This window comes from Cohnella zeiphila (assembly GCF_014212055.1).
Taxonomy (GTDB): Bacteria; Bacillota; Bacilli; order Paenibacillales; family Paenibacillaceae; genus Cohnella; species Cohnella zeiphila.
Window position 1 is genome coordinate 157,841 of sequence record NZ_JACJVO010000031.1, and the last position, 16,799, is coordinate 174,639.

General features: G+C 57.1%; 18 protein-coding genes. 4 read left to right on the top strand and 14 right to left on the bottom strand.

Annotation, left to right across the window (positions count from 1 at the left end):
* Positions 1-13: 13 nt before the first annotated feature.
* The 5 genes from H7C18_RS23590 to H7C18_RS23610 form a co-directional block, all read right to left on the bottom strand.
* Positions 14-679 (bottom strand): GntR family transcriptional regulator, encoded by a 666-nt coding sequence (locus H7C18_RS23590; RefSeq protein WP_185131563.1) that lies wholly within the window; start codon positions 677-679, stop codon positions 14-16.
* A 158-nt stretch (positions 680-837) separates the two neighbouring features.
* The gene (locus H7C18_RS23595) at positions 838-1,449 is read right to left on the bottom strand and encodes an NADPH-dependent F420 reductase (RefSeq protein ID WP_185131564.1); all 612 of its coding nucleotides are present in this window, start codon (positions 1,447-1,449) and stop codon (positions 838-840) included.
* A gap of 19 nt (positions 1,450-1,468) precedes the next feature.
* Positions 1,469-1,873 (bottom strand): MerR family transcriptional regulator, encoded by a 405-nt coding sequence (locus H7C18_RS23600; RefSeq protein ID WP_185131565.1) that lies wholly within the window; start codon positions 1,871-1,873, stop codon positions 1,469-1,471.
* A 142-nt stretch (positions 1,874-2,015) separates the two neighbouring features.
* Positions 2,016-2,897 (bottom strand): pirin family protein, encoded by an 882-nt coding sequence (locus tag H7C18_RS23605; protein ID WP_185131566.1) that lies wholly within the window; start codon positions 2,895-2,897, stop codon positions 2,016-2,018.
* Positions 2,898-2,992: 95 nt separating this feature from the next.
* Positions 2,993-3,856 (bottom strand): helix-turn-helix transcriptional regulator, encoded by an 864-nt coding sequence (locus tag H7C18_RS23610; protein ID WP_185131567.1) that lies wholly within the window; start codon positions 3,854-3,856, stop codon positions 2,993-2,995.
* Between the two features lie 257 nt (positions 3,857-4,113).
* Here H7C18_RS23610 and H7C18_RS23615 point away from each other — a divergent pair, with 257 nt between their 5' ends.
* Positions 4,114-5,145 carry an NADH:flavin oxidoreductase/NADH oxidase gene (locus tag H7C18_RS23615; RefSeq protein WP_185131568.1) on the top strand — a complete coding sequence of 344 codons (1,032 nt, stop codon included), beginning with the start codon at positions 4,114-4,116 and terminating at the stop codon, positions 5,143-5,145.
* Positions 5,146-5,185: 40 nt separating this feature from the next.
* Here H7C18_RS23615 and H7C18_RS23620 read toward each other — a convergent pair whose 3' ends face one another.
* A complete protein-coding gene (locus H7C18_RS23620; protein WP_185131569.1) occupies positions 5,186-5,872 on the bottom strand; it encodes a winged helix DNA-binding protein in 687 nt (228 codons plus the stop codon).
* 179 nt (positions 5,873-6,051) lie between these two features.
* Between H7C18_RS23620 and H7C18_RS23625 the strand changes: the two genes are divergently transcribed.
* Positions 6,052-6,687, top strand: coding sequence for an NAD(P)H-dependent oxidoreductase (locus H7C18_RS23625; RefSeq protein ID WP_185131570.1), 636 nt, complete (start codon positions 6,052-6,054; stop codon positions 6,685-6,687).
* Positions 6,688-6,696: 9 nt separating this feature from the next.
* On the opposite strand, the gene H7C18_RS23630 is transcribed toward H7C18_RS23625, so the two are convergent.
* From H7C18_RS23630 to H7C18_RS23655, 6 genes are all read right to left on the bottom strand, one after another.
* Positions 6,697-7,491 carry a DUF817 domain-containing protein gene (locus tag H7C18_RS23630; RefSeq protein WP_185131571.1) on the bottom strand — a complete coding sequence of 265 codons (795 nt, stop codon included), beginning with the start codon at positions 7,489-7,491 and terminating at the stop codon, positions 6,697-6,699.
* 28 nt (positions 7,492-7,519) lie between these two features.
* Positions 7,520-7,741 carry a helix-turn-helix domain-containing protein gene (locus tag H7C18_RS23635; protein WP_185131572.1) on the bottom strand — a complete coding sequence of 74 codons (222 nt, stop codon included), beginning with the start codon at positions 7,739-7,741 and terminating at the stop codon, positions 7,520-7,522.
* 10 nt (positions 7,742-7,751) lie between these two features.
* Positions 7,752-8,225 carry a DUF2975 domain-containing protein gene (locus H7C18_RS23640; RefSeq protein WP_185131573.1) on the bottom strand — a complete coding sequence of 158 codons (474 nt, stop codon included), beginning with the start codon at positions 8,223-8,225 and terminating at the stop codon, positions 7,752-7,754.
* A gap of 229 nt (positions 8,226-8,454) precedes the next feature.
* A complete protein-coding gene (locus tag H7C18_RS23645) occupies positions 8,455-10,449 on the bottom strand; it encodes an ATP-binding protein (RefSeq protein ID WP_185131574.1) in 1,995 nt (664 codons plus the stop codon).
* The gene (locus H7C18_RS23650) at positions 10,434-11,567 is read right to left on the bottom strand and encodes a 7TM diverse intracellular signaling domain-containing protein (protein ID WP_185131575.1); all 1,134 of its coding nucleotides are present in this window, start codon (positions 11,565-11,567) and stop codon (positions 10,434-10,436) included. The genes H7C18_RS23645 and H7C18_RS23650 overlap by 16 nt, the downstream gene beginning before the upstream one ends.
* Positions 11,568-11,608: 41 nt before the next feature.
* A complete protein-coding gene (locus H7C18_RS23655; RefSeq protein WP_185131576.1) occupies positions 11,609-11,746 on the bottom strand; it encodes a hypothetical protein in 138 nt (45 codons plus the stop codon).
* 498 nt (positions 11,747-12,244) lie between these two features.
* Here H7C18_RS23655 and H7C18_RS23660 point away from each other — a divergent pair, with 498 nt between their 5' ends.
* Positions 12,245-14,185: a family 43 glycosylhydrolase gene (locus H7C18_RS23660; RefSeq protein ID WP_185131577.1), complete on the top strand. Its 1,941-nt coding sequence runs from the start codon at positions 12,245-12,247 to the stop codon at positions 14,183-14,185.
* A gap of 142 nt (positions 14,186-14,327) precedes the next feature.
* Here H7C18_RS23660 and H7C18_RS23665 read toward each other — a convergent pair whose 3' ends face one another.
* Positions 14,328-14,915, bottom strand: coding sequence for a VOC family protein (locus tag H7C18_RS23665; protein WP_185131578.1), 588 nt, complete (start codon positions 14,913-14,915; stop codon positions 14,328-14,330).
* Positions 14,916-15,165: 250 nt separating this feature from the next.
* Between H7C18_RS23665 and hprK the strand changes: the two genes are divergently transcribed.
* Complete coding sequence (gene hprK / locus H7C18_RS23670) at positions 15,166-16,080, top strand: HPr(Ser) kinase/phosphatase (RefSeq protein ID WP_185131579.1); 915 nt, start codon at positions 15,166-15,168, stop codon at positions 16,078-16,080.
* 221 nt (positions 16,081-16,301) lie between these two features.
* Here hprK and H7C18_RS23675 read toward each other — a convergent pair whose 3' ends face one another.
* Complete coding sequence (locus H7C18_RS23675; protein ID WP_185131672.1) at positions 16,302-16,796, bottom strand: DinB family protein; 495 nt, start codon at positions 16,794-16,796, stop codon at positions 16,302-16,304.
* Positions 16,797-16,799 lie beyond the last annotated feature (3 nt).

Here is a 16,799-nt window from a genome sequence, read left to right on the forward strand (position 1 = left end):
CTCCCCGCTTGACTTAGATCAACTCGTGCAGCTCCTGCATCGGCCGGATGAAGTTCTGCCTCATGAGCTCTCTCGCCCGATCGCTGTCCTTGCTCTCGAACGCCGCTATGATGGCGGAATGCTCGTTGACGGAAGCTTGCGTCGCCTGGATGGGCTGCTTCAAGAACACATACTTGAATCGCCGGATATGAATCTGAAGCGAGCTGCTGAAGGAATCGATATACGGATTCTGGGCAAGCTCCACGATCAGATTATGGAACTGTTCGTCCGCCTCCATCGCTTGATACGCCTGACCGCTCCGAATCGTATGGGCAAAATCCAGATTGATCGCGCGCAGCTGCTCGATTTGCTCCGCCGTGATCGCTTGCGCCGTCACTTCCGCGGCCAGGGATTGCAACGCCGCCATCGTCGAATACAGCTTGAAGATGTCTCCCTTCTCGATGGTCGTTACTTTCGTTTCCTTGCCGGGGTGGGTCGAGACGAGCCCCTGCACCTCCAGCAGCTGGAACGCTTCTCGGATCGGCGTCCGGCTGACGCCAAGCGACTCCGCCAATTCCGCGTCCAGCAGCTTCTCGCCCGGCTGCAGCGTTCCGTCGATGATCCAGCGTTGGATCTGGGAAAAGGCTCTTTCCTTGGCGGACATCCGCGCCGGCGATACGAAATCTTTAGGTACTGGCAATAAAATCATCCCTTTGTCTTGTTATATGCAATATATCGCATACAGATGCCGCGTGCAAGGGCTATTTTCTGAACCTGGAGGACGATAAACGCAAAAAAGGCCGCGACCGGCCTGCCGATCGGCAGCCGGCCGCAGCCTCTCCAACCCTCCTCAGTCGCTCAGCCTTCCTCGACCCGTCTCAATATCCTCATACTGAATTCGCGTCCGAATTGAGGCGCGAGGACTTGCCACAGGGCGCCTATCGCGGCTTCGATTTTCTCCATGTTGTCGGAGCCGCCTACATCTATCGGATCGAGCCCGATATCGCGGCATAACCGGGCGACCGTTGCCTTGGCCTCGGCATGGTCTCCGCTCAGGAACGCGGTCGCGTTCGTCGGGCCGAACCGGGGGTTCTCGAGCGCTTCCCAAGGAAACGTGTGGAAAGCCCGGACGACGCGCGCGTTCCGGGCGAGCCGAAGCACCTCCAAATCCGCAGACTTCCCATCGAAGCGATTCGTGCAGTTGATCAGAATCTTATTTTCCAGATCCCCCGCTTCCCGCAAGACTCGCTCAACCTCCGTCGGGATAACGGCCAGTAGGACGATCTCCCCGAAAGCAACCGCCTCCTGTAACGTTCCCGCTTGAGCTTTGGGACCTGCTGCCTGAAGCAGGTTCCGGATCTTGTCGCTATGCGGATCGCGCGATCCGAACATCACCTGGTAGCCTTCCCCTGCCCATCGTTTGCCCAACGTTCCTCCCATATGACCCGAACCGATAACCGCGATTTTCATGTCAACGTCTCCCTTCGCGCTATTGTGATATCGTTTCTTTCAGAACCTCATTGTAAAAACCCAATTTATCCTTGGTCTGCTTGATCAGATCGTCCAGCGCTTGGCGCTGCCGCTCCATCCTTTCCAATTGCTTCAAGAGAATCTGGCTGCGGGTCGATACGGTTTGCAGATCTTCATCGCTCCATAAAGAGGAATGATCCGCTAGGCATCGTCCTTCCTGAATGAACTCCTTCATATCGTCCAGCGACATTCCGGTTTTCTTCAGACAATGAACGGCCGATGCCAGGCGAACGTCCTCCTCGCTATACATCCGCACCTCTCCCGAGCCTCTTTGCGGCGACTTCAGCAGACCGATTTTCTCGTAATACCGCAAAGTATCGGGGCTGAAGCCGGTCAGGTCGGCAACCTGACGGATCGTGTACATGAGCGAACCGCCTCCTTCTCCTTTTCCGCCATTCTAGCCGCTGGAGCCAGCTCCAAGTCAAGACCCGATGCGAAAAAAAAGGCCGCGAACAGATTCGCCCTACGGCAGTCTGCCACGACCCTCACGACTCGCGATTCCTATTTCAGAAACCGGGCTTGCCCATCTTGCCGGATTGAAAATCCTTAAACGCCTCGATCAGCTCCTCCCGGCTGTTCATGACGAACGGTCCGTGCTGGAAGACGGGCTCGTCGATCGGCTCGCCGCTTAGAACGATGACCAGCGCGTCGTCGGTACGCCCTTCGATGGCGATGGCTCCCGCGCCGTCGGCGAACAGAAGGAAGTCGCCGGCTTTGGCCGTCTCCGTCCCGTTGACCGCGACTTCTCCCCGCAGGACGAGCGCCGCCGCATGGAAGCTGGCCGGCAGCTCGAACGCCGCCCTTCCTCCCTGGCGCAATGCGATGTCGAACAAACGGATCGGGGTGAACGTCACGGCCGGTCCCTTGACGCCATCGTATTCCCCGGCGATCACCCTGACCTCGCCTCCGCCGTTCGGCAGCGCGACACGCCCCATCTGCTCCTTGAGCAGCTCCTGATAGCGGGGCGGATGCATCTTCTGCTCCCGCGGCAGGTTGACCCAGAGCTGAATCACATGGAACAGCCCGCCGCGCCTGGAGAATTCCCGCTCGTGATACTCTTTGTGCAGCAGTCCGGAGCCTGCCGTCATCCACTGAACGTCGCCGGGGCCGATGACCCCGCGATTGCCGAAGCTGTCGTTATGCTCGACATGCCCGTCATACGCGATCGTCACCGTCTCGAAGCCGCGGTGCGGATGCGCGCCGATTCCCTTCGGGACGTCGCTGAGCGGGAATACGTAAGGCGCGTTGTAGTCGAGCAGAAGGAACGGACTGAGGCGCGTGCCGAAATCGTTGCCGCCCGGAAAATAATTGGAGACGCGAAAACCGTCCCCCACCATATGAAACGGAGCGCCCCGGTAACGCCCTTCGATGCCGCGATAGGTTGCCATGAGGATCGAGCCCCTTTCCAATATCTTAATTTTAAGATAATCGGCGCAAGGGGAATTGTCAAGCCCCTCCATGAGCTCGGAAAGGAGGACGATGGTCACCCGGAAATGGAGATTCCCGCCTCTTTCGCAAGGGTGGCCAGGCGCTCTGCCGAACCGTCCAGCGAGTCGGGGATGAAAACGTTCAAGTACTGTTGGCGGCTTTCTTCATCGCGCAGCAGCTGCGTCGTTAGATTGAGCAGTCCGGCACGGGGGTGCGAAATGACACGAGGGTGCTGACTCGTACACCGGACCTCGTAGCCGTCCCACCATTCGGCGAACTCGGGACTGCCCTCCTTCAGCTTGGCAATGAAGATTTGATACCACTGATCTTCGATATGACGCGTATACAATGTCCGGAAATTGCCGAGCAACGAGATGGCCAGGCTCTCCCACCCGATAAACAGCATCCGGTACGTCGGCATCATGAACATGCGCCAAATCAAGTTGCGCCCATAGGGGTCAGCAGTCTCAAACGGCCCGAATACTACGGATGCCAAATCGTTCCAAGCCAGCACGTTCATCTTATCGTCCGATATATAGGCGGGAACCGTCGCCATCTGATCCAACACAAATAGCAGCGAGGACGATGCGGCCGGGTGCCGGTCGTTCGGATTCGATTCCGGCCGATGCGGCGGGCAGGCGAGGAAAAAAAGATGCCTCCGCTCATCGGCGCTCAGGCGCAGCGCCCTTGCCAAGCCGTCGAGCACCTGATCGGAGACTTTGATGTCTCTGCCTTGTTCGAGCGAATTGTACCAGGGCAGCGAAATGCCGGCGAGCGCAGCCACTTCCTCCCGCCGAAGCCCTTTCGTTCTCCGCCGGGAATAATTGGCGTGCTGAAAGCCTGCGATCTGCGGCGACAACCGCAGCCGCCGCGTACGCAGGAATCGGCTGAGCTCCGAACGACGCTGATCATCGCTCATGTCATCCACTCCTCTCAAGCTGATACTCATACTATCAGAATAATAAATAACGATAGGCTTCATTAGGATACAAACGCAGTTCTTCCTTGTCTACGCAAGCGGCGGTAAGATGGTGCCGTACCCCAAATCCCCCTTTCTGTCGGGGGCAGGCCATCCAGCGGCACTGCTTAGATTATAACGGGATTCAACCCATTATGTACAACGAGGATGGATCCATCTTTGGCGGTAAAATCATGAACCAATGGGAGGGATGTCCGATGTCCGTAAATTTGCTATCGCCGTATCAGATCAAGGGATTGGAATTGAAGAACCGCATCGTAATGGCGCCCATGTGCCAATATTCCGCGGCCGCAAAGGACGGGAAACCGACGGATTGGCACTATGTGCATTATGTAAGCCGTGCCGTGGGCGGCACGGGCCTTATCATTACGGAGATGACCGACGTGCATCCCGACGGACGCACCACCGACTTTGATTTGGGGCTCTGGTCAGATGAACATATTCCCGCTTTCCGGCGCATCATCGACGGCGTTCATTCGCATGGCGCCAAAATCGGGATTCAGCTTGCCCATGCCGGCCGTAAGGCTCAGGATGCGCCGGAACCGGTCGCTCCATCCGCGATCCGGTTTCCGGGAGACCGATACAAAACGCCGCGAGCTTTGACAACAGCTGAAGTGAAAGAGACGGTGCGGTTGTACGGCGACGCGGCTCGGCGAGCGGTGGAGGCCGGGGTCGATATGATCGAGCTGCATGGGGCTCACGGATATTTGATTCAGCAATTCCAATCAGCCTTTACGAATCGGCGAGACGATATGTACGGACAAGATTTGGCACGCTTCGGGGTCGAGGTCGTTCAAGCCGTGAAAAAAGAAATGCCCGCCGGAATGCCGCTGTTCTTCCGTATCTCCGCAGTAGAGTATGCCGATGGCGGCTATGATCTCGATCATGCGATCAAGCTGGGAAAAGCGTACCGCGATGCAGGGGTAGACGTATTCCATGTCAGCTCCGGCGGCGAAGGAATGGCCGGAGTCCGCAAGCCGGGCAACTATCCGGGGTATCAAGTGCCGTTTGCCCGTCGCTTCCGGGAAGAGCTGCAAGTGCCGACGGTCGCCGTCGGGATGCTGGACGAGCAGGCGGTCGCTCAATCCGTTATCGGGAGAGAAGATGCCGACTTGGTTGCCGTAGCCCGCGGCATGCTTCGGGACCCATATTGGGCAACCCATGCGGCATTAGCCCTCGGCGGCAAAGACCAGGCTTCCATTCCTCAGCAGTATACGGTATCCTATTGAGTTGAAGAAGCAGCCGAAGGCGTAGAGCCTCCGGCTTTTTTTAATCATCGAACCACGCGATGCGCAGCAGCTCCTTCGCCTTTCTCAGCTTCCTCGCATCCAATTGCCGGAGCATCGCAGTAATCTCGGCGATCTCTTCCGCCTGGGACGATTCGATTCCTTCTACCGGCGCATCGTGAACGATCTGTTCCTCTTTCTTCTCGATATCGCCTGTCTCCGGACGAACCCACGAAGTCTCCGCCGTTTCCTTCATGCATCGCTCGAGGAATCGCATTTGCTCCAGATCGAATCGGCCAAGAAATTCCCGGATATTGCGGTCCATATGGGCATGAAGCTTCTGATGCAGTAGATAGATCTGCGTACCCGACGAAGTGAGCCGGAACAGCACCTCTTTCTTGTTGTCCGGAAGCGACTCGGCTTGAACGACTCCCTGCTCCGTCAACCGGCGCGTAATCTTGGACACGCTGCCTCTCGGGATGCCGAATCGCTTGGAGATCGTAATTCCGTTCACCGGCTCCGCCTCTCCGATCGCGTCCACGACGTGAAGCGTAAGAACGGTGGCTTCCTTCAGAAAATCGATAACGGCGGCGTCCGAGGCGTTCGCCATCATCCAGCGCCGCTCTTCGTCCTCACCCTCGGCTTGAAATCGCTTCTGCATGGCGGCGACATGATCCATCATTTTCGCGATCAAAAGCTCTCGCTCGCCACCACCCGCTTTGCGATTCATCGGTCATTCCCCCTTTTCCGTACGGCATGGTGCCATCCTCGTCCCAGTATATCAACCGATCGGGGAAAAATAAATATTCCAGGAATCATTATTGACATCATGGAAACAAAAATATTAATATTGTTTCCATAGATTACTTTTTGATTCTAAGAAACATAAAATGGAATGAGGTGCCGTTTATGAACTTCGTCATTGTCTTCGATCATCCTTATGGAGCCTCGGCTTCCGAGAACGTCCCGCATCGAAGAAGCTACTCCGCCGCATTATTGGCCGCCGTTATGAAAGGTCTGCTATCCGGCGGTCACCGCATAGACCTGATCGACCTGCATGCGGACGGCTTCAATCCCGTCACGTCCGCCTCGGATCTCGCCGCCTGGCGGCAGAAGCGAACCCACGATCCTCTCGCGGCCGACTATCAGCGGCGGCTCTTGTCGGCCGATCACATCATCTTTATTTTTCCCATCTGGTGGGAGGGGATGCCGGCGCTGATGAAGGGGTTCCTCGACAAGGTGTTCGTGAAGGGCGTGGTCTACGCCGAGACGAAGCCGGGACGCCCCTTCAAGTGCTTGCTCCCCCGCTTGAAAGGAGTATCCATGCTGACGGTCATGGCCACGCCCACCTTCGTCTATCGCTGGTTCCTCGGCAATCCGATCACGAAAATGATGTTCCGCGGGACCTTCCGGAAGATGGGCGTGAACCGTCTCAAATGGTACAACTACTCCGGCATGGAGAACCGCAGCCTTGAGCAGCGCCGGAACGTACTGGCCAAGACGGAGCGAATTTTCTCGACGCGTTGGAAATCTCCATCCGTATAATCAACTATCTCATCTCTTCTTCGGCTGCCCGCTCTTGTCAACTTGCCGTTCCTTCACAAGCTTTAAGGTCGCGACGATCAGAAAACTGACGATGACCAGCAGCAGCCAGGAGCTTACCTTGCCCAAATGGACGAGCCGCCACGATCCCGACTGGTCCGGATACTCCCAGGCTCCGAAGAAGGTAGCGACGTTCTCCGCGATCCAGATAAAGAGGCCGATCAGAACGAAGGAAAGCGCAAGCGGCATCCGGTAGCGCGTTCCGCCGACCTCATACGCGACCCGTGTCCGCCAAAATACGAGCAGCACGAGCGCCGACAGCCACCATCGTACATCGATCCAAAAATGGTGGGTAAAAAAGTTGGCGTAAATCATGACGGCAAGCGGCACCACCGCCGGGAACGGCGGCCATCCGATCAGCTCGACCTTCAACCGCCGCCACGCCTGGCAGAGGTAGCTCGCGACGCTCGCGTACATAAATCCGCTGTATAACGGAACGCCGAACACCTTCGAGTACCCCTCCTCGGGATACGACCATGAACCCATATGCACCTTGAACAGCTCAAGCGCCAGGCCGATAAGGTGGAACATGGTAATCACTTTGAGCTCGTCGCGCGTCTCCAGACCGGAGCGAACCATCCCCCATTGCATGACCAGGCACAGGAGCAGCAGCCAGTCATACCGCGGCAGCCAAGGGAGCGGAATCAGCTTCGTGACGGCCAACGAGGCGAAAATGACCATGGGAAACACGCAAGACAGCGCCTGCTCCCGGCCGAAACGAAAGAGCTGCAGCCATGCCGTCCGCATGGCATCCCCTCGCCGCCCGGACCCCATTTTAACCGTGAGCGTCTTCATCGCTTTTATACTCCAATAGGTCTCCGGGTTGGCAATCCAAAGCCTTGCAGATCGCCTCCAGCGTCGATAATCTTACCGCTTTCGCCTTTCCGTTTTTCAAGATGGACAGGTTGGCCATCGTGATCCCGATCCGCTCCGAGAGCTCGGTTACGCTCATTTTTCTTCTCGCCAGCATCACATCGATATGGATGATGATCGCCATGGGTTTCACCTCAGACCGTCAAATCATTTACCGATTTGATCTCGATGGCATTCTGGAGCAGCATTTGAAGAACGGCGGCGAAGACCGCGATCACAAGGGAAGCGAAAGGAATGACCAATCCGAGGGCCAGGAGCCCGGGGGCGTCGACCCGATCCGCCATGTGATATAGGAACGGCACGCAGGCCGCATACAAAACGGCGATCGCAACCGCGCAGTATTTGATCTTCTTCAAGGCGACGACCGACAATTCCGAGAAAGCTTCGTTCCTGTCGATATAGCTTAACAGTCTGAAAGCTTGATACAGCGCCATGAAAAACGGGATCGCGGATCCGTACATGCCGACGAGAGCGGGATACAGCCAATGCGCCGGAAAATGATCCGCCGCTTCCTTCGCGATCCAGGGCAGCCCGATACACAAGGCAACGACCGGAATTCCGATCAGAAAAACCGTCACCTTCAAAAAGAGCGTCGATGCTCGTTCCATCCCATTCACCCCGAGTCGTTTTTTACGATTTCAACTTATCACAATATTTATCGTTTTGCAATAAATTTTATTCGAAATACAATTTGTTTTTAGTGTTTTTCATGCTTTCCGAAATGATCAAAAGGGCCGTGCGCAGCCTGCCTTCCGGCAGACTGGCACGACCCCTTAAACCCGCGTCCAGCGCGGATCTCCAACATGAACGGCGGGCTTCGAAAATGCTGCGACCGGCTCACGAGCGAGCCGATACATTGGACGGCTGCTTGGGCACGGAGAAGGAGACGGCCGTTCCCTCGCCGGCACGGCTGCGTACGAGCAAGCCTTTCCCGTAAATTTGCTTAAGCCGGCGATCGGTATTGGCCAAGCCGATGCCGGAATGACGGCCGAGCGATCCGCCGAGATGCAGCACCCGCGACAGTCTTTCGGGCTCCATGCCGATTCCGTCGTCTTCGATCGAGATGCCGACCTCGTCCTCCAGCTCCCGGATCCGAATCTGGACGGTGCCCCCCTTGGATCGTTTGAGCAGGCCGTGCCGAACGGCATTCTCCACCAGAGGCTGGATGGACAGCGGCGGAACTTGCAGCAGGAGCCGGTCGTCCGCCTCCCATACATCCTGAATCCGATCTCCGAACCGCTCCTTCTCGATATACAGATAAGCCCGTACCAGGTCCAATTCCTTCTTCAGCGGTACCAGCCGGTCCGAATTGGCGGAGTCGAAGCTGGCCCGCAGGTAATCGCCGAAGGCAATCAGCAGATCGCGCATGCGGGCCGTGTCGACATCCCCCAGCGCGGCGATCGAGTTGAGCGTATTGAACAGAAAATGCGGCTGAATTTGCGCCTGCAGCCACGCCGCCTCCAGTCTCTTCTGCTCGCGGGCGGCCCGGGCCACGTCCGTCAGCGCCTTTACCCGCATTCTCAGCTCTTGCGTGTCGACGGGCTTGACGATATAATCGTTGGCTTCCGCTTTGAATCCCGCTTCGATATCTTCCGCCCGATGGCGAGCCGTCAGCAGCAGAATCGGCAGCTCGGACGGAGAGAAGATGGCGCGGACGGTCCGGGCGACTTCGTAGCCGGATATATCCGGCATCATAACGTCCGCGACCAGCAGATCCCATGGTCCCGAATTCAGAAGGGACAGCGCCTCGGAACCGCTTGTCGTCGTCGTGATTTCGTAAAGATCCGAATCGAGCACGTGCTTCAGGATTCGCAGATTCACCGGATCGTCGTCGACGGCAAGAATGCGGGACCGGTCCGCGGGGGCGGAGACCGCCGGCGAAGGATCGGCCGCCGTCTCTTCGCTCGCGAGCGACTCATCTTCTTCGGTCAGCCTGGCCGCGGCGACCTCGTTCGCCGCCGACTCCGTACCGGACATCTCCGCCGCGGGAAGCGTAAATCGGAAGACGGAGCCGGCGTTCGGAACCGAGCTGACCGTCAACTGTCCGCCGTGAAGCTCCGCCAGCCGCTTGCTGATCGCAAGGCCCAGCCCGAATCCCGCCGCGTTCGTCTCCGCCGGGTTCTCTCCTTGTTCATAAGGCCGGAAAATCCGGCTTGCCGTTTCCTCGTCCATTCCGAACCCGGTGTCCGCCACGCGGACGACGACCTTGTCTTCTTCGGCTTCCGCCTCGATCCAGATTCGACCCTCATTCGTAAACTTGACCGCGTTATGCAGCAGGTTGAACAATATCTGCACCAGCCGGTTCTCGTCCGCCAGCACCGCCGGAAGCGAATCCGGAACCCGGTTCTCGAGCCGAACCGGCTTGCCGTCCGTCATGAACCGGACCATGTCCAGCACGCCCGCCGCTTTCGCCTGCAGCCGGAGAGGCCCCATATTCACCCGTAAGCGATTCTCCCGCAGCCGATTCAGATCGACGAGGTCATTCAGCAGAAAGGACATGCGCTTGCCCACCGAGACGAGCAGGGCCAGGCGCGCCCGGTTCGTCCCCTCGCCCAGCCGTTCGCCGCTGTCGAGCACGGCCTGGGCCATGTTCAGAATGCCGTGAAGCGGATTCCTAAGCTCGTGCGAGGTATGAACCAGGAATTCGTCCTTGCGTTTGTCGGCCGCCTGAAGCCGATCCGCCAATCGGGCGGTCTCGGCGGCATTGCGGAAATATCGCTTGAACCAATAAAGCGCGAAGGCGATAAAGAAGGTCAGCATATCGAAGGGATAGTAGCCGATATCCAGAGAAAACGTGTAATTCAAGAGCCCCCAGATCAGATTCGAAGCCACGGCCGACGCTCCGAGCAGCAGATAGATCGCATCCGGAGAACCTCTTCGGACCGCCCGATAGATGAAAATGGGGGCCGCGGCGAACGCTGCCACAGCATCAGAGCCGTATGGAGCCCGTCCGCATAGGTATACAGCCTGGCCGGCAGCGCCAGCACGGACAGCCCGAAGACGGCGCACGCGGCGAAGTGCCAGCGCGAATGACGAAGGATCGGGAATTCGGGCAGCAGGCTTCTGACGTATTGCAGCAGCAGCGCCGCCACGCCCAGGTAGGATAAATAGAAGATTTTATAGAACGCTTCGAATCCGACCCCGAACCAGGCGGACAGAATGCGGTCCACATCGCTAAGGACGGACACCGCCCCGCAAAGCCCCAGCGCGGAAAAGATAAGCAGCGGCTTCTGCCGGGTACCGATGAAATAAAGGACGAAGGCGTACAAGGCGTGCATGATCATCAGCAGACTGAGCGCCGCTTGCGATCCGGCGGAAAACCAGTAAGCCCTGCTCATCGCCCGGGCCGTTCCGAACTTGACGGGCTCCGCCAGACCGCCCATGACGCGATTGTCATAGTTCGCCACTTGCAGCACGAGATCCAGGACGTTGCGGTCGGCGGCGAACGTGACGGAATAAGGCGCGATGCTCGCCTTATAGGAGGAGGCACGGTCCGCCGGGTACCCGGCGCTGCCCAGCAAGCGCCCGTTCACGTACAAAGCCGAAGAAGCGGAGAGCCCCGGCACTTGAACGGTCAACTCCGGCAAGCCTCCGGACGGCAGCATGACGCGCAGCCGATAGGTTCCGTACCCTATGGCAGATCCTCCCGACGGAGAAAGATCCCTTTGCCAGCTTCCGGGAACCGTCGCGAATCCGGCAGCGGGGCCTTCCGATCGAAGGGTACCGTCCGGACCGGGGATAGCCAGCCGGGAAGGATAGAACTCCCACTGTCCGGAGAGAGATAAGATCGGTTTGGAAGAGGGATCCCACCGGCTCAGATCCAGCAGGCCGCCTACGGCCTCGGCCCTCGCGGAAGACGTCTGGATGCCGATCCAGGCGAAGCGGACCCCTGTCAATACGAGAAGGAACAGCCCGACGATGGCTGCGATTTTTCTTCTTTTCATCATCATGGATACGGATTCGACAGAAAATGGCGAAATTCCTCCGTAGGTCAGTCGCACCGGCTTATGATGAGAGCAAAAGCTTTGTACATCACGCCGATCGTATAATCGTCGCTGCCTTTCTTGCCGGTCTCCGATACAACCTCGCCTTCGCCGCCGATAAGATCGACGACCTCCTGGTACTTCATTCCATTCTCAATCTTGGCATATTGATCTTTCGTAATTTTGACGGAGTCCGAATCCTCCGGCTGCGTCAGAGCGCTATGCCGAGCTCCCGGTCGGCTCGGATTGATTATGGTTATTCGAGTTGCCGCATGCCGCCATCATGATCATAAGACAGAGAACGATTGCGAGACGAATCAAATTCATAGTTCCTCCTGCATATACGGTCGCTATGCGATTCAAATGCTCGAACTATTGTTTTGTCGGATAACCATTTTCATTTCGCTAAGATCAACGTTCGAGACTTCACAATCCCAAATAAGCCAAGAACGACCGGGAAAGTTTAATGCAATCTCAGTACGAAGCGGAAAATGATGCGTTAAACTAGATATGTTTCCTTTATTTAACTTTTCATACATTTTTCGTGACGGAGGTGAGCAGCGCAGCATTTCACGGCCCGGCGGCCGAGCCGGACCGGGGTCCCTGTATCGCCGCCTGAATCCAGGATACGAGGAGGTACTCTGATGAGAAAAAGGCTTTTGACTGCGCCATTGTCGATCGTCATGCTGCTGTCCGCCCTGTTCGGAATCGCATCGTCATCATCCGCCGATACGGTCACGATATCCGGCAACCCCATTTTCACGAGCATCTTTACCGCCGATCCCTCCGCGCATGTGTGGAGCGACGGACGGATCTACGTATATGCTTCGCACGATATTTTCCCCTCCAGGGGCAGCGATTTGATGGACAAATATCACGTCTTCTCGTCGGATAACATGGTGGACTGGGTGGACGAAGGCGAAATCCTGAGCGCCGCCGACGTACCTTGGGGACGGCCGGAGGGCGGCTTCATGTGGGCCCCCGACGCCGCCTACAAGGACGGCACCTATTACTTCTATTTCCCTCACCCCAGCGGGAGCGACTGGAACAATACCTGGAAGATCGGCGTCGCCACAAGCGACAAGCCCGCCGCGGACTTCACCGTCCAGGGCTATATCGAGGGACTGCCCGGCAGCAACATGATCGACCCGGCCGTTTTTCGCGACGACGACGGCAGCTATTACCTCTATGCCGGAGGCGGCGGACACAGCTATGGGGTCAAGCTCGCCGGCAACATGACGTCGCTGGACGGAACGATTCGCGAGTTCACCGAGCTGCAGGATTTTCATGAAGCCTCTTGGGTGTTTAAGCGGGGAAGCCTGTATTACATGATGTATGCCGACAACACTTCGAGCGGCAACCGGATGCGGTATGCCACGAGCAGCAGCCCGCTCGGACCTTGGACCAACCGCGGCGTCCTGCTCGACCCGGTATTGAACAGCGGAACGACCCACGGCTCCATCGTGCAGTATAAGGGCAACTGGTATCTGTTCTACCATAACGCGAAGATCTCTTCCAACGGCACGCTGCGCTCCGTCTGCGTAGATCAGCTGAACTTCAACGCGGACGGGACGATTCAAAAAGTCGTGCAAACGTCCGACGGCGTACCGGCCGTAGGGCCGCGTTCCACGGCGACCGAGGTCAAGTATTACGATCTGGTGAACCAAAACTACGACGACTACACCCAGAAGACGGAGTATCCCATGAGCGCAAGCAACGTAACCGTCGGTGGCGGGGCGACCCTGTCGAACGGGAATGTCGAGAACATGCACATTCAGGGCTCCTACATTCAGCTGAACGGCATCGACGGCGGCGCAGGCGGTAAGGCGGAGATTACCGTGCTCTACGCTTCCGGCGACAGCGGAGCCGCCTTCAAAGTGGACGCGAGCGGCGACACGACCGGAGACGGCTACTTCCTTTCGCTGCCCGGAACGGGAGGCTGGGGGAACTATACGGGGGAGACCAGCCGTCTGATCGATTTGAACGCGGGCACGAACAACGTCATCAAACTGAGCGGCGGCATGGGAGGCGCGAACGTATCCCGCGTCATCGTATCGCGGAAGCCATCAACTGCTCCGACGCCTACGCCGACTCCGACGCCTACGCCGACTCCGACACCAACACCTACGCCTACACCGACGCCAACACCTACTCCGACGCCTTCGCCCGGCACCAACCTGGCCCTTAACAAGGCCGTCGCCGATAGCGGCCATGCCGACGTTTACGTCTCCCCCAACGCGGTGGACGGCAACCAGGCTTCCTATTGGGAAAGCACGAACAACGCGTTCCCTCAATGGTTCCGCGTCGATCTGGGCGGCGCCGCGAACGTCGGCTCCGTCGTCCTGAAGCTGCCGGCGGGATGGGGCTCCCGCACGCAAACGCTCTCGGTCCTCGGCAGTGCGAACGACAGCGCGTATACGACGATCGTGGACCCCGCGACGTATACGTTCGATCCGAACAGCGGCAATCAAGTGAAGATCGACTTTCCCTCTACGAGTGCCAGATACATCAAGGTGAACTTTACCGCCAACTCCGGATGGCCGGCCGGACAACTCTCCGAGCTCGAAGTTTACGGTACGGCTTAACCGACGCCGGCATGCGTCCAACGCTAACGAAAGTACCTAGAAAATGCAAACGAACCCTTTCGGGAACGAAGGGGTTCGTTTTTATGCCGAAACCGGACGCGCATGCGTCCCCGGCGGCAACCTCCGGCTTCCGCCAACCTGCTCAAGAGCCGCGAATTTCCAAGATGATGGAGCTGAGAAATTTTTGTTGTTCAACGCTCGCTTTTTCACATAGCCCCCACAGCAATTGGTTCTCATGCTCGGTCAAATCCCGTTTGAGAGTGGAGCTCATTTTTTGTTTCAAGTCGAAATACACGCCTCTTTCTTCGACCGCCCGAATATAATGTCCGTCCGGATCATAAAAGGTGAAATAACCGAACTCCTTCGTAAATACAGGCTCTTTATCCATATGGACTCCCGCTTGTTTCATCCGTTCATGCAAAGCAAGCAAATCATTCGTTAAAAGCTCCACCATCGTCACGTGCCCCGTGCCGTTCGCGACAAAGAAGGAACGGGGAAATACAAACTTCAAGGATGCGATATTTTCCGGTTTGGTTTCCATCAAAAAGATACCCGGACCGATTCCGTTTTTCAGCCCAATATGTGCCTCTCCAAACGCATAGTCCGCCGAAATGAGTTCATAGCCCAATACATCGCAATAAAAATCTATCGACTTTCTCAAATTGGCGACCGGAAATCTCAAGCAGCAGTAGCCGATCACATCCGCAGCATTCGCCTTTTTGCTCAACATATGCTATATTCTCCTTTTTAAGATTCCTTTATCGTCATTGCCGGTTTCCGGCTTCCTTGAATTTATGGATTCGTTAAAAAATTCCACAATCCTGCCGAGAACCGGAACTCCGCACGGAACCGCTCGGTCACCGACTGACCTGGGCCATGGCGATCTTCCGACTCGCGTTCTTGCGCAGGAATAGCCGGCCCTACCGTAGAAAGTAACCTGGATATAGACCGAACAGACGCAAGCAAAGGAGGTTGTCCGCGTGAAGACCATCACCGTACAGAATCTCGCGGATCGATTCAAGCTGGAGCTGGTGGCGGGTACCGGCCGCATGGACCGGGAAATCTCGCGTTCGAGAGCTCATCGGCCGGGCCTGGAGTTTGTCGGGTACTTCGAATTTTTCCCGATGGAACGCGTGCAGGTGCTGGGCCGCAAGGAGATCAACTATCTGCTGCAGTTGAGCGTCGAGGAGCGGCTGCTTCATATCGGCAATATCGTCAAATACCACCCGCCCTGCTTCATTGTGACGGCCGGACAGCAGGAAGTTCCTTATCTGAAAAAATTTTGCGACGAGGAAGGCATTCCGCTGCTGCGAACGCCCGATTCGACAGTGGAATTCATCGCCAAGCTGGACGGCTACCTGGTGAAGGCGCTGGCGCCGGAGCAGTCGATCCACGGCGTGTGCGTGAACGTATCGGGCATCGGGATCTTGCTGAGAGGCAAGTCCGGCATCGGCAAGAGCGAGACGGCTCACACGCTCATCCGCAGGGGCCACCGGTTCGTCGCAGACGATATCGTCGTGCTGAAAAAGCTGGGTCCGGCGCTTCTGCTCGGATCGCACAACGAGACGACCCGCGAATTTCTAGCGCTGCGCAGCGTCGGCTTGATCAACGTCGTCCGCCAATACGGCCGCAGAGCGTTCCAGGACGAGACTCGCATCGTGCTGGATATCGAGCTGACGACCTGGCGGGAAGGGGAACTCAGCAACGCACTGGAGCTCGAGCCCCAATTTACCGAATACATGGGCGTGCAGATTCCCCATATCGAGATTCCGCTGCAGCCCGGGCGCGATGTCGCCGGCCTGATCGAAGCGGCGGCGAACAATTGGTATCTGAAGCAGCTCGGCTACAGCGCCGCGGAAGAGTTCATGCAGCGGATTCAGAGCTCTATGCAATAAGCAGTCTTTTTGCCGGACATCAGGCGATCGGCGGCGGCGGGGCTCACGATTCAAACCGGTAAAAGCAGTGACGACTAGGATCCCAACAGCCCGATGGTTGTTTACGCATTTACCATTTCGCTTTGACCGCCGTTGCCGAGCACGGCTTCACACGAAAAGAGCCTTTCCGATATCAGGCATCGAAAGGGCTCTTTCACTTCCCCCGTTCTCGATTGTACGAATCAGATAAAAAGTCCGCCCAGACGATCGTCGGACGGAGGCGGGCAGCCCAGATGTCTTGCCATCGTTACGATTTGACCTTTGTGATGAAATTCATGCTTTTCCACATGAGTTAACAGCAGCAGAGGAGTAGCTGTCTTCGGGTAACCCTTCCAGCTCTCGTCTTGCTCGATAGATTCAGACCAACGATCGGAATATTCGTCTAAGAACCTTTGAACGAGTTCATCCACTTCCGTAAATCTTTCGCGGACGTACTTCACGTCAACGCGTTCAGTCACGGAAATATCCCTATGTTCGTTTAACTTCTTAAAAGCGAAAGATCCCAACCAGAACCGATAACAGTCCACGACATGAGCATGGGTTCGCATGATCGTTCCATGCCCGAAATCCGGAACCGGTCGATGCAACAGTTGAAGAGGCAGCTCTTCCAGGAACGTAAACATGTTTTGTCTAACGGATCGGATCCAATCGTATTGTTGCCGCAACACGTCCAACAGCGC